Below are 23,321 nucleotides of genomic sequence, written 5' to 3'. Positions count from 1 at the left end.
CGCCGCGTTGTCGTCGGTCGGCATGGCTCCGCCATGCCTCCCTCCTCCGCCTTGCGATCCACGGCACCAGACCCCGCTCACTCATCCGGCCTGATCCAAACGACAGGCCCTAGTGCTTGCGGCCTGATTTCTTGTCGCTGCCACCGTGATGGTGTCTGTTGCGGTGGGTGCCACGAGATCGCTGATCCTCGCGGGAGGATTCGCCTTGTCTGCGGCCGGCTTGGGCGGGCAGCAGATCGCGGGCGGGGATTCCCGCCCGCTGACCGGCGGATGCCAGATTCCGCGCCAGGTCCGCCTGCCTGAGTTGTTCGTTCGCTATGCGCGCCTCCCTTCGCTGCTCGTGAAGGTTTATGGATCCGGCGTAGCCGTAACCGGCCTCCTCCATCCTCTGGAAGAGCGTTCCGTAGCGCTGCTCGGACCGAGCCGTGGTGTCCGCGTCCATGGTTCCGGTCGCGTACGCCTGATCCACGAGGCTTCCGAACGCGTCGGTCTCAGCGACGCGTCTTGTGTACCGTGCCTGGTCCTCGACCTCCGCGGCACGCGCTTCGATCAGTTCCGTGTCCCTTGAGTAATCCAGAACATTCGCGTGTTCCAGCGCCGGCATGTGGTTGCCGTCCCTCCTGTCCAGCGCCCTTTCAATCGCCGCCTCCATCCGCCCACGCCGTCCCTCGAACGTATTGAGGTCGAAATCCTCTTGCTCGTCCAAACCGGTTTCCTTCTTGAGATTCGGTGGGGCATCTCCCCGGCGAGTGACAACGGGCCCGCGGCGCGGGTGGTTCATTCGGAGGCGACCGATGAGTCGCGGCCCCGCCGCCGGTCACCATGGAGAGATCACCCAGTCAGGAGGACACCATGTCTGCCACCGTCCAACCCATCGTCGTCACCCCCGCGATCGACCGTCTGCTGGCCTTCTACCAAGGTCTGCTCGGCGCCGTGGAGACCTCGCGCACCCCCGAGGAAGGGCCCCCGTTCTTCATCAATCTGCGGGTCGGCGACAGTGACCTCGGGCTCGTGTCGGACGCCGACGTCGAATTGGGCACCGCGCAGCGGATGCTCCTGAGCGTCGCGGTCGCCGACGTGGACGAGCGGGTCGGGCAGGTCGAGGGACTGGGCGGGCAGCTGCTCGGGCCCGCCACCGACATGCCGTGGGGCCAGCGGGTCGCCCACATCAAGGACCCGGACGGCAACGCCGTCAATCTCACGCAGCAGCTCTGAGCCCACCCGCGAGGCCCGCCTGCCCCCGACGTAGCATCGTCCGCATGGACAAGCGCGTACTGGGCAGGACGGGCCGCGAGGCGTCCGTCGTCGGACTGGGCACCTGGCAGCTGGGGGCCGACTGGGGCGACGTCGTCGAGGCCGACGCGTTCGCGGTCCTCGACGCGGCCCTCGAATCGGGCGTCACCTTCTTCGACACGGCGGACGTGTACGGCGACGGCCGCAGCGAACAGCTCATCGGCCGGTTCCTGAAGAACCGCCCCGACGCCGGCGTCTTCGTCGCCACGAAGATGGGCCGCCGGGCCGAGCAGCGCCCCGAGAACTACAGCCTGGACAACTTCCGCGCCTGGAACGACCGTTCACGCGCCAACCTCGGCGTGGACACCCTGGACCTCGTCCAGCTGCACTGCCCGCCGTCGGCCGTCTACTCCTCCGACGCCGTCTTCGACGCGCTCGACACCCTGGTTGCCGAGAAGCGGACGGCGGCCTACGGGGTGAGCGTCGAGACCTGCGCCGAGGCGCTGACCGCCATCGCCCGGCCGGGCGTCGCCTCCGTACAGATCATCCTCAACCCCTTCCGGCTCAAGCCGCTCGAAGAGGTGCTGCCCGCCGCCCGGGAGGCGGGGGTCGGCATCGTCGCGCGCGTCCCGCTCGCCTCGGGACTGCTGTCCGGCAAGTACACGAAGGACACGGTCTTCGCCGCCGACGACCACCGCAGCTTCAACCGGCACGGTGAGGCGTTCGACCAGGGCGAGACCTTCTCCGGCATCGACTACACCACGGGTCTGTCGGCAGCCGCCGAGTTCTCGGCCCTGGCCCCCGAAGGCGCCACACCGGCCCAGACCGCGCTGCGCTGGATCATCCAGCAGCCCGGCGTCAGCACCGTCATCCCCGGCGCCCGCTCGGTCGTGCAGGCACGGGCCAACGCCGCCGCCGGCTCTCTCGCACCGCTGTCGCAGAGCACGCTGGAGGCCGTACGCGACCTGTACGACCGCCGCATCCGTGCGGAGATCCACCACCGCTGGTAGGGATGGTGGGACAGACCCGCGTACATCGTACGAAGGAGACATCCCATGGCCCTGAACATCGAGGAACGCCAGCGGTTTCTCGCCGAGCCGCACATCGCGGCCATCGCCATCGACTCCGGCTCGCCGGAGCGGGCGCCGCTCGTCGTCCCCATCTGGTACCAGTACACGCCGGGCGGCGACATCTGGATTCTGACGGGCGCCGGCTCCCGCAAGGACAAGCTGATCAAGGCGGCGGGCCGGTTCACGCTGCTGGTCGAGCGGATCACCCCCACGGTGCGGTACGTCTCCGTCGAGGGCCCGGTCACGGACCGGACCGCAGGCACCCATGACCAGGTCGTGGAGTTGGCGTCCCGCTATCTGCCCGCCGAGAAGGTCGACGGCTACGTCGCCATGGCGACCCGCGACCACGGCGAGGAGGTCGTCTACCGGATGCGGCCCCAGCGTTGGGTCTCCTCCGACCTCGGCGCGTTCTGAGGGTTCGCCGCCCCTACTGTGGGGCCTCCGGCCGGCATCGGACGCAGAGGCCCCACCAGGTGATCCCGGCCTCCTCGACGGCGAAGCCCGTCCGCCCGACCGGTTCGAGGCAGGGGGCGACGCCGGTCGCGCAGTCGACGTCCTCGATGAGACCGCACCGGCGGCAGACGAGGTGGTGGTGGTTGTCGCCCACGCGCAGCTCGTACCTGGTCGGTGAACCGGCCGGCTCGATGCGGCGAATCAGGCCGGCCCCGGTCAGGTCCTCCAGCACGTTGTAGAGCCCCTGGCGTGACATGCCGGCCGAGGTGTCGGCGGCGCCAACCCTGGCCTCGACGTCGGACGCCGTCGAGTGCGGGAACCCGTGAAGCGCGGCGAGAACGGCTCGGCGCTGAGAAGTGTTACGCAGGCCCTTCTTCCTCAGCGACTCGCTGAGATCTTCCATGCTTCACACGCCCTCTCCCGAAGGTCCAGCGGTCCGGAGGTTCAGCGGGCCGTCTCGGCGGCGCGGCAAGTGCGGCGGACGACCCTGCGGGCCGGCAGTGGGCTGAGGGTCCGGCCCAGGCCGTTGGCTACGAGGACCCCGGCCGGTACGACAAAGGAGTGGTCCTGACACGTGAGCAGGCCGCAGCGATCGCAGACACCTATCGCGCTGGTGTCCGTACGGGCCTCGGTGTCGCAGTCGTAGCACTCCATCGCTGTCAGCAAGGGGATCGGTCGCGGGGTCGCCCAGCGACTCGCCACGCTGGACATGACCGTCCTGATCGGCGCGGACGCCTGGGCGGCCCCGCCCGAGGCGAACCAGGCACCCCGCCAGGGGAATTCGAATCGCTGATCCACTAGCGTGCCCTCATGGAGAAGACACTGAAGGGCGCCCTTGTGCTCCTGCGCCCCGCCGTCCCCGAGGACATCCCCGTACTCGCCACCATCCGCGCCACGCCCGAGGTCTACGCGACATGGCGCGGCGGTGACGATCTTCTCGCCGCCGTGACCGAGGATCTCGACGAGCCAGGCCTCACCTCACTGGTCGTCGAACTGGACGGCGCCACCGTCGGCGCCATCCAGTGGGGCGCCGAGGAGGACCCCGACTACCGGCACGCGAACATCGACATCTATCTCGACCCCGCCGCACACGGCCGCGGGGTGGGCACCGACGCCGTACGTACCCTGGCCAGGCACCTGATCACCGACCTCGGCCACCACCGCGTCGTGATCGATCCGGCCGCCGACAACGCCGCCGCGATCAGGTGCTACGGCAAGGTCGGCTTCAAGCCCGTCGGGATCATGCGGGACTACGAGCGCGGTCCCGACGGCACCTGGCACGACGGACTCCTGATGGACCTCCTCGCGGCCGACCTCCTCGCCGCCGATCCGGACCCCATCGGCTGACTCAATCGCGGGCGCACTCAAGGGACTTCAGCGCGACCGAGTCGGCCATCGCCTGCATGCCCTTGTCGTTGGGATGCAGATGGTCGCCGTTGTCGAACGTCGGCAGGAGCCGCTGCGCGTCGTACGGGCTGCGCACCACCTTGTCGAAGTCCACCACCGCGTCGACCGCCCCGCTGGTGCGGATCCACTCGTTGACCTCGACGCGCACGGCCTCACCCGCCGGATCCCACTCCGACCAGCCCTTGAACGGCATGACGGTGGCGCCGACGACACACAGACCCGCCGCGTGCGACCGGTCGATGATCTCGCGGTAACCCGCCGTCAGGGACGCGGCGGTGACACCGGAGTGGGACTTGATGTCGTTGACGCCCTCGAACAGGAACACCGTCCGCACACCCGGCAGCGACAGCACATCGCGCTCCAGCCGCTTCAGCGCGCTCTGCGCCGCGCCGTTCGCCAGAACCTGGTTGCCCGAGATCCCCGCGTTCGCCACGCCCTTCACCGTGCTTGCGGGGGAGTCGTGCAGCCGGCGGGCCAGGAAGTCGGGCCAGCGCAGATTCCTGTCCGTGCTGGACTGCCAGCCGTCCGTGATCGAGTCCCCGAGCGCCACGACCGCCCCGGCCCCGGCGTCCGCGTCCAGGGTGACCGCGTCGAGGTAGAACCACGAACCCAGCCGCTGCGTGTACGCGCCCTCCCGCTCCCGCGCCGCGTGGTTCCCGCTCGCGGCGTACGACGTGGCGAGGGCCATCCCGTGCCCGGTGGCCGGGCCGCCCGCGTCGCGCGCGTACAGACTGACGGCCAGATCGCTCATCGCGGCGACCCTGCCGGGCAGCGCGTCGCTGTAGCGGATCTCGCCCGGCGCCAGCGTCACGGACGCGGACCCGTCGAAGGTGAGCTTCCTGTTGCTGCCGGGGCGCAGCCGGGCGCCGCTCTCGCGGAGTCCGGCGTACGCGGCGCCGACGACCAGCGGCCGGTCCCCGAACGCGTTGGAGATCCGGACCCGAAGTCCCTTACCGCCCACGCTCGTTCGCACGATCAGCCGGTAGGTCCGGTCGCCGGCCGCCTCACCCATGCGGTCCGCGCTCGCCGCCCAGGTGACGACGGACCGCGCGGGCGGGGGAGGGACGGCCGCGGTGGACGCGTTCGCGGACGGGGCGTGCGCGGGGACGAGCAGCACCGCGGCGAGCGCCAGGACCAGCGAGGTCAGCCGGCGGCGTACGGCCCCGCTCATCCGAAGTTCCGCAGCGTGACACTTCTCCCGGCACGGAGGTCGACATCGCGCGAGACGCCACCGGCCGTCACCTTCGTCCTGCGCCCGCCGACGCTGCGGATCCTCGCCTCGCGGACCTTCCCGTCCCGCCAGCTCAGATCCACCACGAATCCGCCCCGCGCGCCGATGCCGGTGACCGAACCGGACCGCGCCCACGCGGCGGGCAGCGCCGGAAGCAGCTCGATACGGCCGGGCCGCGAGTAGAGCAGCATCTCGATCATCGCCGCGGGCGTACCGAAGTTGGACTCGATCTGGAAGATGCCCCGGCCCTTCTCGACCTCGTAGATGTCGAAGAGGTTCATCGCGGTGCCGTTGGTGCCGTCGACGGACGGCCGCAGATTGTTGACGACCAACTCGTACGCCCGGTCCGCGTCCTTCAGCCGCGCCCAGCACAGGGCGCGCCACGCGTTCGCCCAGCCGAAGCTCTCCATCCCACGGGCGGTGAGGAGTTCGGTGGCGCCCTTCACCAGCGCGTCGGGCGAGTCGCCGGGGCGGATCCGGTCACCGGGGAACAGGCTGATCAGCGGCGAGAGATGACGGTGCGTCGTCTCGCCGAGATTGTCCGGCGACATCCACTCCTGGAGCCAGCCGGTCTTCGGGCTGACCTCCGGCAGATACAGCCGCTCCTGGAGCCCGGCCACGGCCTTGGCGAACTCCGCGTCCCTGCCGAGGAGTTCACTGGCCTCGCGGTAGTTGATGAACAGGTCGCGGACCACCTCCTGCGCGTAGGTGATGCCCTTCGCGTCCTGCGGGCCGTGCTCCGGCGACCAGTCGTTGTCGGCGACGAGGACTTCGCGCTCCTCGCCGCTCGACGCGTCCTTGACCGTCATCGTCACCAGCCGGGTCTCCCAGAACTCGCAGGCACCCTTGAGCATCGCGTAGATCTTCTTCACGAACCCGAGGTCCTGCGTGTACTGGTAGTGCTCCCACAGCGTGTTGCACAGCCACGCGTTGCCCGGCGGATGCCACCACCAGCCGAGTCCGCCGTAGATGTTCGTGGAGTACGCCACGGTCCACCCGGCGACCTTGCCGGAGGAGTTGCGGAACCGGTTGCGCGGGTCATTGAAGTGGGTCCGGGTCAGCTCGGACCAGACCGGCAGCTGCGCGAGACAGTAGTCGGTGAACGCGTCGAAGTTGCGCGAGAGCGCGGTGCGGTCGGCGATCCAGTAGTTCATCTGGATGTTGATGTCGGTGTGGTAATCACCCATCCAGTCCGGGTCGTTGCCGTCCAGCCAGGGACCCTGGAGGGCGACCGGCAGTCCGTCCCGCGAACTGCTGATCATCAGATAGCGGCCGAACTGGAGGTACAGCGCTTCGAGTTCGGGATCGGGCACGTCCTGCTGCGTACGGAACTTCAGCCGCTCCCAGGTGTCGAGCGCCCGCTGCTCGCCCGTGGAGGGGCCCAGCGAGACGCTCATCCCCTCGAACTGCTCCCGGTAGTCCGCGACATGGGTGTGCAGCAGCGTGGTGGCCGGGTGGCGTACGGCGTCCCTCGCCTTGGTCCTGGCGAGCGTGGCCGGATCGAGGTCCGGGTCGCGGTAGCCGGTGGTGTGGTCGGGGGCGTAGTTCGACCCGCCGCTGATCACGACGGTCAGGTCGGCGCACCGGGTGAAGACGATCCGCGCGCCGTCCGTGGTGACCGAACCGCTCCTGCTGCGCGCGGTCACGGCCGCGCCGTACCGCAGCCCGTTGGCGAACTCGGCCCCGAGGAACAGGCTGTTGTCCTTGCCGTCCGCCGACGTCTTCTCGTCGTGCGTGCCGTCGAGGGAGATCGTGCCCGTGTAGTGACCGCCACCGCGCTGCGAGAAGTGGACGACGACCACGTCGTCCGGGTGGCTGGCGAAGACGCGGCGCTCGTAGCCGACCCCCGACCGGACGTAGCGGGAGGTGACGAGGCCCTGGTCGATGTCGAGTTCGCGGCGGAAGTCGTTGACCGCGCCGAGATCGTGGTCGGGGATGTCGACCGTGACATGGGCCAGCTGGGTGAAGCTGCCGAAGTCGGCCCGCCCGTAAGGGAATTGGCCGTCCGCCTCCAGTGTGTCGTTGATCCCGCCGGTCCACATCGTGGCGTCGGAGACGAAGATCACCTCCTGCCCGGGGTCGTTGCCGACGAGCGCGCCGAGCCGGCCGTTGCCGACCGGCAGCGCCCGTTCGAGCATCGTCGTCCTCCCGGCCGGCGCGCGGTACCACATCCGGGTCGTCGAGCCCTCGCCCTCGGCGAGCATGGGGGAGACGGCGGGTCGCTTCGGCGGCGCGGAAGCGGCAAAGGCGGGCAGTGCGCCGAGCGCGGTGAGGGCGCCGGCGCCCGCGGCGAGCGTGAGCGCGCGACGCCGCGTGGGGCCGGTCCCGGACCGGGCAGGGGGCTGCGGGTGCTGATCGTTCACGGAACAACTCCATTCCTGCGGACCTGCGGAAGAGGAGGTACGGGGAGCGACAGGCCGGGGGCGCGCCCGCGAAGGCGCGCCCCCGCTCGTACTCGTACGGCGCCGGGAATCAGACGCGCGGTACGTCGATCTTGTCGATGTCCGGGGAGTAGCCCTCACCGCTGTCGAAGGCGATGGTGTTGCTGCCCGCCTTCAGGGTGACCGGCACGCTGATCGAGTCGACCGCCTGCCAGCCGCCGGTGGCCGGGAAGGCCGTCGCGACGGGCGCCTTGCCGTTGGCCGAGACACCGATCGACCGGGGGTCGCCCGAGGTGTAGGCGACCTTGACCAGATAGCGGCCGGCCTTCTTGACGACGACGTCCGTGAACTGGACCTTGCCGCCGGTGTACAGATTGCCGACCTTCTTCGCGCCCGAGCACTCGTCGCAGCCGGCGACCGACGCCGAGCCGCTCAGCACATTGCCGGGGGACTCCGCCTCGTACGCGGTGGTCCTCAGCTCCGGCCCCTGCGGGGTGACGGTGAACAGCCGCGAGCCGTGCGCCGGTACGGCCTGGGTGATGCCGTCCTTGTGCCGGCCGAGGCTCTCGCGGTTCCACACGTCACGTACCGCCGCCTGGCCGGTGAAGCCGAGCGCCTGCCAGTCGGCGGTCACCGGCGAGGCGGAGTCCCCCTGGTTGAACAGGGCGACGGTCCAGCTGCCGTCCGGGTTCTCGGACGCCCAGACCTGCTCGTCGCCGACGGAGGTCACGGGCTTCGCGGGCTTCCCCGGCTGCTGGTTGATCTTCAGCACGTCGCGGTTGGTCATCAGCGACAGGCCGTAGTCGTCGAGCTTGGTCAGGTCGTCGCCGCTGTAGAGCGGCGACTTGGCGATGGCCCACAGCGTCATGTAGCTCTGCCGTTCGGCCTTGGTCAGACCGCTCATGTCCGCGTTGCCGACATTGATCGCGTCCAGGTCGTTCCAGCCGCCGGGCCCCGCGTACCGCGTCCAGCCCGGTGTGTCACGCCACCGGTCCTCGACCGAGTTCTCCCACGACACCAGGGTGTTGCAGTAGCACTCGACGTCGGTGTCGACGCGCCAGCCGTTGGACGTGGCCTGCCAGTCCTTGGCGTAGTTGATGTCGAGCGACCAGGAGATCTCCAGGTGGATGGGCCGCCCGGTGGACTTGATGGCCTTCTGCCAGGCGGCGACGTCCGCGCGGTTGTCGTAGTTGTCACCGCTCTTGAAGGAGCCGGGACCCACACCGTCGAGCTTGAGGAAGTCGTAGCCCCAGTCGGCGATCAACCGTGCCTGCGAGTCGATGTACTTCTGCGCGCACGGCTTCGAGAAGTCGATCTTGTACGAGCTGTCCCAGCCGTTGGTCGTGCGCAGGTCGCTGTGGACGATGTCGCCGGTGGTGCAGTCGTCGGTGTTCCAGATCCTCAGCCTGCCGTCGCCGTACCCCTCCTTCTCCAGACCCACGGGAAGATAGATGCCGGCCTTGAGACCCTTGCTGTGGATACGGTCCGCGACCGCCTTCATCCCGCTGGGGAAGCGCTCCGTGTTGGTCTTCTGGCGCCCGTACTCGTCGAACTCGGGCGTCCAGTCCCAGCCGCGCCACCAGCCCGCGTCGATGTTGACGTACTCGTAGCCGTACTTCTTCAGCTTCGAAGCCAGCGCGTCCGTCTGCTTGTTGACGTTGGCCTCGGTGAGATAGCTGTAGTTGCCGTCGGGGTTCACCCCCGGGTACGACGTGGTCTGGAGGCTCCAGCTGCTCCAGCCCATGTACGGCTTCTCGGCGACGGGGTCCTGTGCCGACGACGTCCGGATCGGTGCCTGGTCGGGGCGCTGGGCCTGGGCGGTGGTCGGCACGGCGACCGCGAGGCCGGCCGTGACGGCGAGGACGAGCGCGGCGCGCAGCGTTCTCGCGACGGTGTGAGTGGGTGGGCGCATGGGAGGGAGCCTCCTGCTTGTCTGTGAAGGGGAGGTACGGGACGGGGGAGTGGCGCTACTTGCCCGCGCCGATCGTCAGACCGCTGATGAACTGGCGCTGGAGCGCGAAGTACACGATCAGCGTGGGAATCGCGGTCATCAGCGCACCGGCCGCGATGAGATTGGGATTGGTGAAGTACTGGCCCTCCAGGCTGGCGAGCGCGGAGGTGACGGGGCGCTTGTCACCGGTCTCGATCAGCACGAGCGGCCAGAAGAAGTCGTTGTAGATCCAGATCGACTCCAGCGTCGCGAGCGCGGCGAACGCCGGCCGGCACAGCGGCAGCACGATCTGGAAGAACTGGCGCCACACGGGCGCGCCGTCCACGAGCGCGGCCTCGGTGATCTCCTTCGGGATCGTCTTCATGTAGTTGCTCAGCACGAAGGTGCAGAAGCCGCACTGGTAGGCGATATGGATGACGATGATGCCCCAGTAGGAGTTGTAGAGCAGGAACGAGTCGCTCATCCAGCCCGGCAGGTTCCACTGGAGATACAGCCGGTACAGCGGGGTGATCAGGACCTGGGCGGGGAGCAGGTTGCCCGCGGTGAACAGCATCAGCAGCGCGATGTTCCAGCGGAAGTCGAAGCGTGAGACGTAGAAGGCGACGGCGGCGGAGAAGAACAGCGTGCCGAGCACGGCGGGCACGGTGACGAGCACCGAGTTCCAGAAGAAGTGCGCGAGGCCCGACTGGGCCCAGGCGTCCGTGAAGTTGTCCAGGCTCAGCCCGCTGGGCCAGGACAGATACCCGTTCTTCGCGGTGTCCTCGTACGGCCGCAGCGAGGTGTACATCGCCCACAGCAGCGGGACCAGCCACAGCAGGGAGATACCGCCGAGGAAGAGATGGCGGCCGGTCTGGCGGCGCGGGCGTGAGCGCCCGGCGGGCGGTGTGTCCTGCGGGGCCCGTGGCCGGGCGGCCGGAGGTGTGGCTGTCGCGCTCACGCCTCCTCCTTGTCCTTGCGGAAGTTCTGTACGAGGAAGGTGCAGATGGCGGTCAGCGAGACCAGCAGCATGATCACCGCGATCGCCGAGCCGTAGCCGATGTGGCTGGTCTCGCCGACGATGTTGTCGGTGATCAGGAGCGAGAGCAGCTCCATGCCCGGCTTGCTGCCGATGCCGCCGCCGAGGACGTACACGATGTCGAAGGCGCGCAGCGACTCCATCGCCGTGACGACGAGGATGACGATGTTGACCGGCTTCAGCGCGGGGAAGACCACGCGCAGGAACGTCTGCCGGCCGTTGGCGCCGTCGAGCGCGGCGGCCTCCTTCAGCGCGGGGTCGAAGCCCTTGAGCCCGGCCAGATAGAGGATCATGATGTAGCCGGTGTGCCGCCACGCGGAGGCGACGAGCACGGCCCACAGATTGAGGTCGGGGTCGCCGAGCCAGTCGATGTGGGTGCCGGGCGACGCGGCACCGATGATGCCGTTGAGCAGACCGTTGTCCGGGTTGTAGATGATCTCCCAGATCAGTCCGACCACCGCGAGGGACAGCACCATGGGCAGGAAGATCGCGGTCTGGTAGATCCGGGTGAAGCGGATCTTCCGGTCGAGCTGGTACGCGAGGAAGATCCCGAACGGCGTCGGCAGCAGCGCGGTGAACAGCAGCCAGATGACGTTGTGCTGGACCGCCGGCCAGAACGGCGGGTAATTGGTGAAGATCTCCCGGTAGTTGGCCCAGCCGATCCAGTCGATCTCGGACAGCGAGAGGCCGTCCCAGCTCGTGAAGGAGAGCGCGAACGAGGCGAGCGCCGGCAGCCAGACGAAGATCAGCAGGGCCAGCAGCGGTACACCGACGATGACGCCGAGGAACAGCCGGTCGCGCAGACCGAGCCGGCGCGGCCTGCGCCGGCGGGCCGGTACGGGGGGCGCGGCCGGCGTGGTGGCCGGTTCCTCCGGTGCTTCGAGTGTGGAAGTCATAGGGGTGGGCGTCCCTCAGGCGGGTCGACGGGGCGGCGGCTCGGGGTGTCGGGGAGCGGGGACTTCGGCGTCGGGACCGGCTCAGCCGGAGAAGAAGCGCGAGCGCTGCGACTCGATCTTCTTCAGCGTGGCCGCCCCGTCGTCCGGATGGCCGAGCCACTGCGTCAGTCCGGGCAGGACGACGGTGGAGATGAACCCCGGATCGCTGTCCCGGTCGCCGAACTGGGTGATGTGCTTCGCGGCGCCGATCAGCTCGGCCGACTTCTTCTGCAGCGCGTTGTACGTGCTGGTGTCGGCCTCGCTGTGGACGGCGACGTTGCTCGGGTCGACGCCCATGTAGATGCCCTCCGCCTCGGGGCTGCCCAGGAATTCGAGGAACTTACCGGCCCCCTCGGCGTTCTTGGGCTTGCGGCTGAGCATGAACCCGTCGGTCGGCGCCTCGACGGTGTCCGTGCCGTGGGCCGGGTCGATCTCCGGGAACGGGAAGAAGTCGATGTCCTCGCGCAGCGCCGTGTCGGTGATCTGCTGGCCGAGGAAGAGACCGATGACGGCCATGCCGGACTTCTTGTCGAGCAGCGACTGGGCCGCGTCCTGCCACGAGCGCCCGCCGGCGCCGGACTGGTAGTACGGGGCCACCTCCCGCCACAGGTCGAGCACGGTGCTCATGCGCCGGTCGCTCCACGCGACGTCGCCGCGCATCAACTCCATGTGGAAGTCGTAGCCGTTGGCGCGCAGATTCAGATAGTCGAAGGCGCCGAGGATTGACCAGCTGTCGCCGCCGCCGTAACCGGACGCGATGGGCGAGAGCCCGTCCTTCTTCATCTTCTTGGCCAGCGCGACGAACTGCGCCCAGGTGGCCGGCGGCGTGTAGCCGCGCTCCTGGAAGACGCTCTTGCGGTAGAAGACCGCCCACGGGTAGTTGTACAGCGGGACGAAGTAGTACTTGCCGTCGGCGCCCTTGGAGAGCTGCTTCGCGGCCTCGCTGAACCCGGAGCCGATGGTCTCCCACACCTCGTCGATGGGACTGGCCAGCTTCTTCTCCGCGAAGTACTGCATGCGGTAGCCGGCGAACCAGGTGAACGTGTCGTCCGGGGTGCCCTGGAGGTAGCTGGAGATGCTCTTCTGGAAGGTGTCGTGGTCGACCGTGTTGGTCTTGACCTTCAGGTCGGATTCCTTGGTGAAGGCCGCGGTCAGCGCCGCGTACGCCTTCTTCGGTGTGGCGTCGGCGCCGTTGGAACCGAACGTCACGGTCTTCGGGTCGGCGGCCGGAGGTCCGCCGCCGCACGCCGCGAGGGCGGGCCCGGCGAGCGCGACAGCTCCCGCTCCCATCAGCCCGTTGACGACGCTGCGTCGTCTCGGACCACCGGCTGCGGGTATGCGGCTCTGCTGCGTCATCGCTTCTCCTGGATGGTGTCGGATCCGATGAAGGTCTGGATCGCGGTGGCCGCGGCCCCGCGCGCCCACTCCTCGAACGGCAGCGGACGTGTGACCACGTCGCACTGATCGGCGGTGCTGAAAGCGGTCGCGGAGAACGCTTCCTTGATCTGGGCGGCGAACAGGTCGTACGCCGCGAGTCCTTCCCCCGAGATGATCACGCGCTCGGGGCCGAGCAGATTGACCACCGAGCCGATCGCCCGGCCGATCGCCGCGCCCGCGTCCGCGTACGCCTCGCGGGCCACCGGGCTTCCGCCGTGGGCCAGTTCGAGCGCCTGGGCCGGGCCGGCCAGCGGCTCGCCCGTGTCGCGCCGGATCCGGCGCACGATGGCCGAGTCCGATGCGATGGCCTCGACGCAGCCGTGGTTGCCGCAGTGGCAGAGCGGCCCGCGCGGGTCGATGGACAGATGGCCGATCTCGCCGGCCACCCCGTGCGCCCCGGCGACCACGCTCCCGTTGACGACGAGGCCGCAGCCGATACCGGCGCCGACGGTGACCAGGGCGAAGTTGGACAGTCCCACCCCGGCGCCGAACCACTGCTCGGCGACCGTCAGCGCCCGTACGTCGTTGTCGACGGTGGTGGGCAGCCCGGTCGCCGCCGCGGTGAGTTCGGCCAGCGCGATGTCGCGCCAGTCCAGGAACGGCGAGTACCGGACGGCTCCCGCCGCGCGGTCCACATCGCCGGACACGGCCACCGCGAGACCCTGCACCTGGACGCCGAACCCCTCGGCCTCCGTCTTCAACTCGGCCGTCAGCTCGGCGATCACGGCGATCACCGCACCGGGCTCGCGATCGGTGAGCGGTACGTGGCGGGCCAGCCGGATCCGGCAGCACAGGTCCGCGAGGACCGCGATCACCTCGTCGGCCGTCACCTTCACGCCGATGAACAGGGCCCTGCCGCCGTCCACCCGCACCGGGTTGGCGGGCCGCCCGACGGCCGGCGGCGCGCTGTCGTCGGCGGCCTCGACGAAGTAGCCCGCCGCCATCAGCGGTCGTACCGCCTTGGTCACGGCGGCCGACGAGAGGCCGGTGCGTCGGGACAGCTCCACCCGCGAGAGGGGGCCCTGGGAGAGGACGGTGGTGAAGACCAAGGAGGCGGCGGGGGTGGCCGCCGGAAACGCCTCCACCTGGTCGGTCGTTGACATGGCCGGAAACGTAGGTGAGTTAATTTCCTCTGTCAATAAAAAAAGCAGGAACCCTGCGAAGTAGAAGTTGATCATCCTCTCTCCAGGGAAAAGTTTGTCGGAGCAAGGCACTTGACAGCGGATCAAAGGCCGGGATTGGCTACCTGCCGTCACAGTGCTGCCCCTGAACGTAAGGATCTCCATGCCTCAGATCTCCTGCGCACCGGACGCCGCCCTGTGGTTGATCAGCACCCCGCACACCTCGTACGCGGTGCGGATCGACAGCGGGGGAGCGCCCTGCCATGTGGCCTGGGGCGGGCGGCTGACCCTGGACGAGGCGGTGGAGATCGCCGCGCGGCAGCCCCCGGCGGACCGCGAGATCAGCAGTTTCGAGGGCCGCCCGCCCGTCGGCGACGAACTGCCCGTCGACGGGGGCGCCCGCTACGGAGTGCCCTCGCTCCAGGTCCGGTTCGCCGACGGCACCCGCGCCGTCGAATGGGAGCCCGCCGGCCACGACATCCGCGAAACCCTCGGCGGCGCCGCCGAGTTGGACCTGAACTTCCGCGACCGCCACTATCCGCTCGGCATCGGCCTGCACTACCGGGTGTACGACGACAGCGACGTGATCGAACGCTGGACCACCCTGCGCAACACCGGCAGCGACGACATCGTCCTGCTGCGCGCCGACTCCGCCGCCTGGACCCTGCCGCCGCGCGCCGACTACCGGCTCAGCCATGTCACCGGGCAGTGGGCCGCCGAGACCCAACTCGGGCGCGAGACACTCCCGTTCGGCGAGACCGTACTCACCAGCCGGCGCGGCATCCCCAGCCACCACGCCAACCCGTGGGTCATGCTGGACGACGGCGACGCGAGCGAGGACCACGGCCAGGTGTGGAGCGCCGCCCTCGCCTGGAGCGGCAGTTGGCGCATCACCGCCCAGCGCACCGCGTCCGACGGCCGCGCCGGCTTCACCGGCGGCGCCGGACACGACTCCACCACCCTGCGCCTGGGCCCCGGCCGGACCCACACCACGCCGCGCTTCGCCGGGCTGCACACCGAGGGCGGCTTCGGCGCGGCGAGCCGCGCCTGGCACGCGTACATCCGCGCGCACGTCCTGCCGCACCCCGGCGAGATCCGTCCCGTGCTCTACAACTCCTGGGAAGCCACCGGCTTCGACTTCGACGAGAAGCGCCAACTGGCCCTCGCCGCACGGGCCGCCGAACTGGGCGCCGAGCTGTACGTCATGGACGACGGCTGGTTCGGCGCCCGGCGCGCCGACCGGGCCGGACTCGGCGACTGGACACCGTCACCCGACCGGTTCCCCAAGGGCCTCACACCGCTCGCCGACGAGGTGCACCGGCTCGGCATGCTCTTCGGCCTCTGGGTCGAACCGGAGATGGTCAACGCCGACAGCGACCTCTACCGCGCGCACCCCGACTGGGTCCTGCACTTCCCGCACCGTACGCGCACCGAGCTGCGCAACCAGCTCGTGCTCAACTTCGCCAGGGACGACGTCGCCGACTGGGCGTACGGGTGGCTCACCGCACTTGTCGCCGACAACGGCATCGACTTCCTCAAGTGGGACATGAACCGGTCCTTCAGCGAGGTCGGCCCCACCGGCCCCGACCGCGACGACCGGCTGTGGAGCCGTTACGTGCACAACCTCTACCGCGTCGTCGACCGGCTGCGCGCCGACCATCCCCGGCTGCGCATCGAGGCGTGCAGCGGCGGCGGCGGTCGCGTGGACCTCGGCATCCTGTCCCGCACGGATCAGGCGTGGCCCTCCGACAACACCGACGCGGCCGACCGGATCGCCATCCAGCACGGCTTCGGCCAGCTCTACCCGGCGTCGACCATGGCCGCGTGGGTGACCGACGTGCCCAACGAACTCACCGCGCGCACCGTGCCGTTGGCCTTCCGCTTCCATGTCGCGACGGCCGGGGTGCTGGCCGTAGGCGGCGACCTCGCCCGCTGGTCCCCGGAGGAGTTCGCCGAGGCGGCCGGGTTCGTGGACGCGTACAAACAGGTCCGTCATCTGGTGCAGCACGGCGTCCAGCACCGGCTGCGGGCGCCGGTGGACGACGGCCCCACCGTCGTGCAGTACACGTCGCCCGACCGGGCCGAGGTCCTGGTGCTCGCCTGGCAGCGGGCGCCGCGCCGGGGGCGGCCGGAGCTGCCGGTCCATCTCGCCGGGCTCGAACCGGGCGCCGTCTACCGGGACGTGGCGACCGGGGTGTCCCACCACGCGACCGTGCTCACCGGGTACGGACTGCCGCTGGAGCTGCCGCCGGGGGACTGGGCCAGCACCGCGATCCATCTGAGGCGGGTGTCGGACTGACGGCGGCGGATGTCGACCGACGGGGGGTGTCCGACTGACGGGCCCGTTCGCAGGGCGCGTACCCGGGCGCGTGCTCCGGCGCGCATGCTCCCGGCGTATGCGGCGGCGCCGCTATTGGTCTGGACCGGGCCCTTGCCCTCGAACCGGCCGACGTCCAAGCTCGCCTCATGGAGCTGGAGTTGCGGCATCTCAAGACGATCCGGGCCATAGCCGACGCGGGCAGCCTCACCAAGGCCGCCTCCGCGCTCGGCCTCGCCCAGCCGGCCCTCAGCGCACAGCTGAAACGGATCGAAAGCGCCCTGGGCGGACGGCTGTTCGACCGTGGACGGCACGGCGTGCAGACGACGGCGCTCGGTGAACTCGTCCTGGCCCGCGCCAAGATCGTGCTGCCCGCAGTCTCCGAACTCCAGCAGGACGCCGTCCGGTTCGCCCGCACCGCGCAGGAGACCAGCCGCTTCCGCCTCGGCGGCACCCACGGCCCCCTCCTCGGCGGACTCGTCGACCGGCTCGTCTCCGCCCACCCCGGCGTCCCCGTCACCACGTACACCTCCTGGTCCGAACGGGAGATCGCCGCGTCGGTCACCGACGGCCGGATCGACTACGCGCTGATCGGCTGCTGCGGGGCGAGCCGGCCGCCCGACGGCGAGCGGCTGGAGTGGCGCGAGATCGCCAGCGACCCCGTCTTCGTGATGCTCGCCGCCGACCACCCACTGGCCGCCCGCCAGGAGATCGGACTCGCCGAACTCTCCGACGAGGCATGGACCGACGTACCGGGCGACGGCTGTTTCGCCGACTGCTTCACCGCCGCCTGCGCCCGCGCGGGCTTCACCCCCACGAGCGTGTACGAGACCGACACCGCCTCCTGCGTCCATCTCGTCCAGGTCGGCCGCGCCGTCGGACTCTGCCGCGCCACCTTCCCCACCACCGCCGGACTGGTGACCCGGCCGCTCGCCGGCACCCCGCTGAGCTGGCGCCATCTGCTCGGCTGGCACCCGGCGGCGCGGGCCGCCGACAGCGCGCCCGCCGTCTTCGAACAGGCACGCGCCGCGCACGCCCAGGCGGCGGAACGCAGCGAGAGCTACGCCGACTGGCTCCACGGCGGGCACGGCCCCCTCGCCTGGCTGCCGCCCGGCAGCCTCCACCCCGCGGGAGCCGCCGCCTTCCATAACGCCGGGCAGAGGGAGAACCGGCATCTTATGAACGGCAGTTGACCACTCCTACGGTTTCGGTACGTCCCTGCCCGCTCCCCGCACCGAAACCGAGGAGACTCCCCATGCCCAGATTTCACAGACCCGCCGCGAGCGCGTGTGCCGCGCTCGTGGCCGTCGCCGCACTCGCCGCGGCCGGACTCCCGGGCACGGCGTCGGCCCGTACCCCCGACTCGCCGGGCCTGCCCGGCCCGGCGGCCGTTGCCGACGCCTCCCCCGCGCTGCTGACGGCGATGGGACGCGACCTCGGCCTCACCCGCGCACAGGCCCGTGACCGGCTCGTCGACGAGGCGGCGGCGGGCGCGACCGCCGGCCGGCTGCGCCTCGCACTCGGCGACGCCTACGCAGGAGCCTGGGTACGGGGAGCCGAGTCCGCCCGGCTCACCGTCGCCACCACCGACCCCGCCGACATCCCGGCCATCGAGGCCCACGGCGCGCGAGCGGCCGTCGTCACCCACACGCTCGCCGCACTCGAAGCCGCGTCGGCCGCCGTGGACCGGGCCGCCTCTCGAACCGCCGCCCGCACCACGGCGGTCGACGCTCCCGTCCGGTACGTCGACGTCCGTACGAACACCCTGGTCGTCCAGGCCGTCCGGCCCGCCGCCGCGCACGACCTCGTCGTCGCCGCCGGGATCGACCGCGCCCTCGTCCGCGTCGAGACGTCCGCCGACCGGCCCCGGCCCCTCTACGACATCCGGGGCGGCGACGCGTACTACATGAACGGCAGCGGACGCTGCTCCGTCGGCTTCGCCGTCACCAAGGGGACCCAGCAGGGCTTCGCCACCGCCGGCCACTGCGGTCGCCCCGGCACCACCACCAGCGGCTACAACCAGGTGGCGCAGGGCTCCTTCCAGGCCTCCACCTTCCCCGGCCGCGACACGGCGTGGGTCGCCACCAACACCAACTGGACATCCACCCCGTACGTCAAGGGCCAGGGCGCCGCCAACGTCCAGGTCACCGGCTCCACCCAGTCACCCGTCGGCGCCTCGGTCTGCCGGTCGGGCTCCACCACCGGCTGGCACTGCGGCGTCATCCAGCAGCACAACACCAGCGTCACCTACCCCGAAGGCACCATCTCCGGGGTGACCCGTACGACCGTCTGCGCCGAACCGGGCGACTCCGGCGGCTCGTACATCTCCGGCAGCCAGGCCCAGGGCGTCACCTCCGGCGGCTCCGGCAACTGCTCCTCCGGCGGCACCACCTTCTACCAGCCCGTCAACCCGCTGCTCCAGGCGTACGCCCTGACCCTCAAGACCACCACGGGCCCCGGCCCCGGAGACCCCGGCGAGCCCGGTGAGCCGGGCGGCACCTGGGCCGCGGGCACCGTCTACGCGGCGGGCGCGCAGGTCACCTACGGCGGCGTCACCTACCGGTGCCTCCAGGCCCACCAGGCACAGCCCGGCTGGCAGCCCCCGAACGTCCCCGCCCTCTGGCAACAGGTGTGACGCGATCGCCGCACCCGGCCGAGCCCCGCTGTTTCAGGACGCGACGAACGGCAACACGCACCACATGAATGAGGACAGCGCAGCGAACAGGAACGCGAACGGCAAGGCGGCGAAGCTCGGTTCGAGCATCGAGTCGGCGGTCTCCAGGGGCCGCAGGACCACCGGCGACGCCGTGGACCGTGCCAGGACGAACTCGGCGCTCGCGGCCTCGAAGGCCAAACCCGCGGCGCGGGCCGCCGAGAAGTCCGCCGAAGCGGGTGTGCGATCGGCCGGCGAGGCGACCAAACGCGCCGCCACGGCCGGCTGGGCGAACAGCCGGCAGGCCGTGGCGTCGACGGCAGGCAAGGCGGCCACCAAAGCCACCACCGCGTGGACCGTCGTCAAGCACCGCAAGGCCGTCTCGGCGGGAACCGCCGCAGGTGTCGTCGGCCTCGCCTCAGGCGCCTTCGCCCTCGGGCGGCGGACGGCCAGGCCGCGAGGTCCCCTCTCGCGGCTGACCGGAGGCCGGATCTGACGACGGCGGCGACGCCGACAGCTTCACCACGGAGGGCCGACGGAATGCCGTCGGCCCTCCGTCCGTCATTCCCCGCGCCCGTCGTGTCACCCGCCCGGACGTGGGCCGCGACCGTACGATCGGACCGGCTGTGCGGTGATCACGCGACCCCCTCCCGGCCCCCTGTCCCTGTCCCTGTCCCCGTCCCCGGGTGGCGCGATGTGCTGGAGCGCGACCGCCGATCTCACCGCCGGTGTCTGCATCGGCGCGATCGGAGTGGCCTGCGTCGCGCGCGTACGCCGCGTGCGCGAACTGCCGCTCGCCGCACTGCCCCTCCTCCTCGGCGCCCACCAGATCGTCGAAGCGGTCGTATGGGACTCGGGCGGCGGTGCGGGACCCGCCACCACGGCCTGGGCCGTCATCGCGATGCCCCTGCTGGCGCTCTGGGTCCCCCTGGCCGTCCTGCTCGCCTCCCCGCCGGGCTCCCGCCGCCGGATCGCCGTGCCTCTCGCCTCCGGTGCCGCCACCGCCGCCGTGCTCTCGTACTACCTCGCGACCCGGACGGTGACGGCCGACATCCGCGGCCACACCATCGGCTACGCCGTCCATCTGCCACAGCCGGAGATCGTCGTGGCCGGCTATCTCCTCGCCACCATCGGGGCACTGCTGCTCTGCGCCGACCGGACCGTGCGGCTGCTCGGCGTCCTGGTCGCCGCGGGGGCGGTGATCTGCGCGGTGATCTGGCGGCTGGAGTTCGTCTCGACGTGGTGCGCCTTCGCCGCGCTCGCCTCCGTCGTCATGCTCGGCTGGGCCTGGCACCGGGGCGAACGCCCCCGGCCGCCGGCCTGACGGCTCACGGCCGCCGCGCGACCACCACACGACCGCGCGGGCTTCCGTCCGGCAGCCGCCCCAGCCCGTCGAGCGCGACGAGATCCACCTCGAAGCCCGTACGGGTCAACTCGTCCACCACGTCGGCCAGGCGGAAGGTGCGGTAGTACATGACGAACGGCGGACGCCACACGGCGTTGCGCGCCCGCATCACCGCGTCGAAACCCCAGAGCGTCCAGTACAGCCCCGAGCCGACACGCGGCGGCGCGAGCACCGGGAAGACGAAAACCCCGCCGGGCCGCAGGACTTCACGCACCCGGGTGAAGAGCGCGGGCCGTTCCGACGGCAGGAAGTGGCCGAACGCGCCGAAGCTCACCGCCACGTCGAAGGCCGCCCCGAAGGGCAGGGCGCGGGCATCGGCCCGTACGAAGTCCACGACCGGCCCGCCCGTACGGTCCCCGGCCGAACCCGGCCCGGCAGCAAGCTCCTTGGGCAGCACGCTCGCCTTCGCCGTCGCGAGCATGCCGGCGCTGAAGTCGACCCCGGTGACCCGCTCGACGCAGACCTCCCGCAGGACGTCCAGACCGGCTCCCGTACCGCAGCAGATGTCCAGCCCGGCCCGGAAGGGGCCGAGAACGCCGAGGGTGTCGGCCACGCCGTCCAGCACGCTGTCCGGGGTGCGGAACGGGGTCAGATCGAACTTCGGCGCGAGCAGGTCGTAGCCGCGCTCGGTCGACGAGAGCGCCTGCACGGTCAGTTCGCGAAGGGTCGGGCCCTGTGGGGTGAACATCACCACTCAGCCTACCGACAGTTCCGACACGCGACGCGGGCAGGGGACATTCACGGACGCTTCCCTCTCCCGGGGGACATAATGCGGCGCGCGGGAGGCGATCACTGCACTGTGCGGGTGTTGTCGGACGTCACGCTTGATCGTTTCTGTGGTCTGCGGGCAAGGAGACGTGTAGCGTCAGCCTTAGCTGTCGTGGTTCCGAAGTACTTTGTCGCCCGTGATCACAGTCGCGGGCGATTCGGCTGTTCAACGTCTCTGAGGACCAGGGCGATCACCTCCGGTTCCCGCACGGTGCGGGGACCGTTATGAGTCCTTTGGAGGACACATGGCCAGCGGTACCGTCAAGTGGTTCAACTCGGAAAAAGGCTTCGGTTTCATTGAGCAGGACGGTGGAGGCCCCGACGTCTTCGCCCACTACTCCAACATCGCCACCCAGGGCTTCCGTGAGCTCCAGGAGGGCCAGAAGGTGACCTTCGAGGTCACGCAGGGCCAGAAGGGCCCCCAGGCGGAGAACATCGTCCCCGCCTAGGGCACCTCGCCCAGGGACACCACCACGTGTGTCCACCAGCGCCCCGGCAGCGTCCTGCCGGGGCGCTGGTGCGTGTGACGGCGTATCAGGACGTGGTGACCAAAGAGGTGTAGTAAGTGCTCAGACCGCCCAGGTAGACCGGATCCCGGGTGTCGTGATCGCGCTCGAACACCGGGGCGCCCTTGACGGTCGCCTTCGTACAGGCGACCTGGATCACCCGCGCGCTCCGGTCGATCGAGGTCACCAGCCCGGCGGGAATGACGAGACTCTTGCCGAAGACCCACATCCCGGTGTCCACCACCAGATGTTCGAACGGTGAGTCCTCGGACTGTCTGTCCACACTGCCCACCGTTCCGTCGGTCGCATGGACGCTGTAACCGGTGAGGTCCATACCCGGCACATGGCCCGACTCGACCGCGAATACCCACATGTCACCCATCCCGGCCCTCACTCTTGTTCGACAGTCGCGGCGAGATCGCCGCTCAAGGTGCACTTGCCCCAGGGGCCCACCCAGCAACCACGCATGGTTCAGCGAGCTGTTACCTGATGGACCCCCGCCGTGCGGGCACTTGGTCAGAAGTACCATCGCCGACAACGTGAGAGGCCATGCTGAGGCCGTCCACAGGAAGCGAGCCATTCATGTCCGGCAGTGCCGCCACCGAGTTCACGAGCGTCCAGTCCCAGTACGAGGTCCAGGTCGCGGGCGATCTGGAGCGCAACGAGGCGGAGCAGAAACGTATCCGCGCCGAGATCGACACGCTTCAGGGCCAGTTGGAGGCGCTGGAGCGGGACCACGCCCTGCTGCTGGGTGTGCAGCGGGTGTTCGCCGAGGGAGCCCGGCCCGGCGGCGCCGTACGCGGCGTGAGGACCCCCGCCAAGAGGGCATCCGCGAAGGCGTCGGCGAAGGCCGGAACGGCCGGGAAGCAGCCCAGCCTCGCGCAGTTGCTGGGCACGCTGCTGGCCGCGCACGGCGAGCCCCGCTCGGCGGCGGAGATCTCGGCCGAGCTGGCCGCGGACCATCCGCGGCGCAACTCCAACGTCAACGTGGTGCGCAACGCGCTGGAACTGCTCGTCGCCAAGTCCCAGGCCCACCGCAGCAAGCAGAACAACTCCGTCTTCTACACCCACGCGGGACGGGACGCCGCCCCGGCTTCGGACTGATCAGCGCTACGGGTGATGGCGCGGACCCGGACGGCAGCCGCTCGGCGAAGTGCCCCACGCAGTAGACCGATTCACCCACGGCGAAGGGGGCTGTTCCTATAGGTTCCCGCTGGTAGCGGATTCCCGGTGGTGGACAGGGGTGGAGGGTCGATGCAGCGCATCGCGCAGGTGATCAGGGTGCGGCCGGAGAAGCTGGACGAGTACCGGGAGATGCACCGGGCCGTGCCGGAGGCCGTACTGGGCCGGCTGCGGGAATGTCACATCGCCAACTACTCGATCCACCTGCTCGGCGACCGGCTCTTCAGCTACTTCGAGTACCACGGCGACGACCTGG

24 protein-coding genes are annotated in these 23,321 nt (G+C 70.2%); 12 read left to right on the top strand and 12 right to left on the bottom strand.

Annotated features, from left to right (window positions below; translation table 11 throughout):
• Positions 1-109 precede the first annotated feature (109 nt).
• Positions 110-706 carry a hypothetical protein gene (locus tag BHU15_RS33475; protein ID WP_069630561.1) on the bottom strand — a complete coding sequence of 199 codons (597 nt, stop codon included), beginning with the start codon at positions 704-706 and terminating at the stop codon, positions 110-112.
• A gap of 146 nt (positions 707-852) precedes the next feature.
• Between BHU15_RS33475 and BHU15_RS33470 the strand changes: the two genes are divergently transcribed.
• From BHU15_RS33470 to BHU15_RS33460, 3 genes are read left to right on the top strand one after another with little or no spacing between them, the layout of a single operon-like run.
• Positions 853-1,215, top strand: a complete 363-nt coding sequence (locus BHU15_RS33470; RefSeq protein ID WP_069630560.1) for a VOC family protein — start codon at positions 853-855, stop codon at positions 1,213-1,215.
• Positions 1,216-1,259: 44 nt separating this feature from the next.
• Positions 1,260-2,243: an aldo/keto reductase gene (locus tag BHU15_RS33465; protein ID WP_069630559.1), complete on the top strand. Its 984-nt coding sequence runs from the start codon at positions 1,260-1,262 to the stop codon at positions 2,241-2,243.
• Between the two features lie 45 nt (positions 2,244-2,288).
• The gene (locus BHU15_RS33460) at positions 2,289-2,717 is read left to right on the top strand and encodes a pyridoxamine 5'-phosphate oxidase family protein (protein ID WP_069630558.1); all 429 of its coding nucleotides are present in this window, start codon (positions 2,289-2,291) and stop codon (positions 2,715-2,717) included.
• A gap of 13 nt (positions 2,718-2,730) precedes the next feature.
• On the opposite strand, the gene BHU15_RS33455 is transcribed toward BHU15_RS33460, so the two are convergent.
• A complete protein-coding gene (locus BHU15_RS33455; RefSeq protein WP_069630557.1) occupies positions 2,731-3,159 on the bottom strand; it encodes a Fur family transcriptional regulator in 429 nt (142 codons plus the stop codon).
• A gap of 41 nt (positions 3,160-3,200) precedes the next feature.
• Positions 3,201-3,554: a DUF2180 family protein gene (locus BHU15_RS38795; protein ID WP_079128551.1), complete on the bottom strand. Its 354-nt coding sequence runs from the start codon at positions 3,552-3,554 to the stop codon at positions 3,201-3,203.
• 12 nt (positions 3,555-3,566) lie between these two features.
• On the opposite strand from BHU15_RS38795, the gene BHU15_RS33445 reads away from it, so the two are divergent.
• The gene (locus tag BHU15_RS33445) at positions 3,567-4,103 is read left to right on the top strand and encodes a GNAT family N-acetyltransferase (RefSeq protein ID WP_069630556.1); all 537 of its coding nucleotides are present in this window, start codon (positions 3,567-3,569) and stop codon (positions 4,101-4,103) included.
• Position 4,104: 1 nt separating this feature from the next.
• Here the strand turns inward: BHU15_RS33445 and BHU15_RS33440 are convergent, their stop codons facing one another.
• The 7 genes from BHU15_RS33440 to BHU15_RS33410 form a co-directional block, all read right to left on the bottom strand.
• Entirely contained in the window at positions 4,105-5,334 is a 1,230-nt protein-coding gene (locus BHU15_RS33440; protein ID WP_069630555.1) for an SGNH/GDSL hydrolase family protein, read from the bottom strand.
• Entirely contained in the window at positions 5,331-7,757 is a 2,427-nt protein-coding gene (locus BHU15_RS33435) for a glycosyl hydrolase family 95 catalytic domain-containing protein (protein WP_069630554.1), read from the bottom strand. Before BHU15_RS33435 ends, BHU15_RS33440 begins: the two co-directional genes overlap by 4 nt.
• Before the next feature lie 109 nt (positions 7,758-7,866).
• Entirely contained in the window at positions 7,867-9,687 is a 1,821-nt protein-coding gene (locus tag BHU15_RS33430; RefSeq protein ID WP_069630553.1) for an alpha-galactosidase D, read from the bottom strand.
• 55 nt (positions 9,688-9,742) lie between these two features.
• Complete coding sequence (locus BHU15_RS33425; RefSeq protein WP_023543671.1) at positions 9,743-10,663, bottom strand: carbohydrate ABC transporter permease; 921 nt, start codon at positions 10,661-10,663, stop codon at positions 9,743-9,745.
• Entirely contained in the window at positions 10,660-11,637 is a 978-nt protein-coding gene (locus BHU15_RS33420; protein ID WP_069630552.1) for a carbohydrate ABC transporter permease, read from the bottom strand. Before BHU15_RS33420 ends, BHU15_RS33425 begins: the two co-directional genes overlap by 4 nt.
• A gap of 81 nt (positions 11,638-11,718) precedes the next feature.
• Positions 11,719-13,032, bottom strand: a complete 1,314-nt coding sequence (locus BHU15_RS33415; protein WP_031232552.1) for an ABC transporter substrate-binding protein — start codon at positions 13,030-13,032, stop codon at positions 11,719-11,721.
• Complete coding sequence (locus tag BHU15_RS33410; protein ID WP_023543674.1) at positions 13,029-14,216, bottom strand: ROK family transcriptional regulator; 1,188 nt, start codon at positions 14,214-14,216, stop codon at positions 13,029-13,031. The genes BHU15_RS33415 and BHU15_RS33410 overlap by 4 nt, the downstream gene beginning before the upstream one ends.
• 181 nt (positions 14,217-14,397) lie before the next feature.
• On the opposite strand from BHU15_RS33410, the gene BHU15_RS33405 reads away from it, so the two are divergent.
• The 5 genes from BHU15_RS33405 to BHU15_RS33385 all read left to right on the top strand — a co-directional run bounded on the left by BHU15_RS33405 (position 14,398) and on the right by BHU15_RS33385 (position 20,528).
• Positions 14,398-16,533 (top strand): alpha-galactosidase, encoded by a 2,136-nt coding sequence (locus BHU15_RS33405; protein ID WP_069630551.1) that lies wholly within the window; start codon positions 14,398-14,400, stop codon positions 16,531-16,533.
• A 167-nt stretch (positions 16,534-16,700) separates the two neighbouring features.
• Positions 16,701-17,744: a LysR family transcriptional regulator gene (locus BHU15_RS33400; RefSeq protein WP_079128550.1), complete on the top strand. Its 1,044-nt coding sequence runs from the start codon at positions 16,701-16,703 to the stop codon at positions 17,742-17,744.
• Positions 17,745-17,806: 62 nt separating this feature from the next.
• On the top strand, positions 17,807-19,186 hold the full coding sequence (locus tag BHU15_RS33395; RefSeq protein WP_079128549.1) for a carbohydrate-binding protein: 1,380 nt from the start codon (positions 17,807-17,809) through the stop codon (positions 19,184-19,186).
• 64 nt (positions 19,187-19,250) lie between these two features.
• Complete coding sequence (locus BHU15_RS33390; RefSeq protein ID WP_069630549.1) at positions 19,251-19,700, top strand: hypothetical protein; 450 nt, start codon at positions 19,251-19,253, stop codon at positions 19,698-19,700.
• 198 nt (positions 19,701-19,898) lie between these two features.
• Complete coding sequence (locus tag BHU15_RS33385; RefSeq protein ID WP_069630548.1) at positions 19,899-20,528, top strand: DUF6629 family protein; 630 nt, start codon at positions 19,899-19,901, stop codon at positions 20,526-20,528.
• A gap of 4 nt (positions 20,529-20,532) precedes the next feature.
• Here BHU15_RS33385 and BHU15_RS33380 read toward each other — a convergent pair whose 3' ends face one another.
• On the bottom strand, positions 20,533-21,297 hold the full coding sequence (locus BHU15_RS33380; protein WP_069630547.1) for a class I SAM-dependent methyltransferase: 765 nt from the start codon (positions 21,295-21,297) through the stop codon (positions 20,533-20,535).
• 325 nt (positions 21,298-21,622) lie between these two features.
• On the opposite strand from BHU15_RS33380, the gene BHU15_RS33375 reads away from it, so the two are divergent.
• The gene (locus BHU15_RS33375) at positions 21,623-21,826 is read left to right on the top strand and encodes a cold-shock protein (RefSeq protein WP_023543681.1); all 204 of its coding nucleotides are present in this window, start codon (positions 21,623-21,625) and stop codon (positions 21,824-21,826) included.
• A gap of 85 nt (positions 21,827-21,911) precedes the next feature.
• Here the strand turns inward: BHU15_RS33375 and BHU15_RS33370 are convergent, their stop codons facing one another.
• The gene (locus tag BHU15_RS33370; protein ID WP_247748496.1) at positions 21,912-22,256 is read right to left on the bottom strand and encodes a PRC-barrel domain containing protein; all 345 of its coding nucleotides are present in this window, start codon (positions 22,254-22,256) and stop codon (positions 21,912-21,914) included.
• Positions 22,257-22,465: 209 nt separating this feature from the next.
• Between BHU15_RS33370 and BHU15_RS33365 the strand changes: the two genes are divergently transcribed.
• Together BHU15_RS33365 and BHU15_RS33360 are read left to right on the top strand one after the other, a co-directional pair.
• Complete coding sequence (locus BHU15_RS33365) at positions 22,466-22,987, top strand: hypothetical protein (protein WP_069630545.1); 522 nt, start codon at positions 22,466-22,468, stop codon at positions 22,985-22,987.
• A 150-nt stretch (positions 22,988-23,137) separates the two neighbouring features.
• Positions 23,138-23,321: L-rhamnose mutarotase (locus BHU15_RS33360; RefSeq protein WP_141726933.1), on the top strand; the 184-nt coding region annotated here is incomplete at its 3' end.

It is taken from the genome of Streptomyces niveus (assembly GCF_001723055.1).
Lineage (GTDB): Bacteria > Actinomycetota > Actinomycetes > Streptomycetales > Streptomycetaceae > Streptomyces > Streptomyces niveus.
Note: the sequence above shows the minus strand (reverse complement) of the source record. Positions and strands in the feature narration are given on the sequence as shown.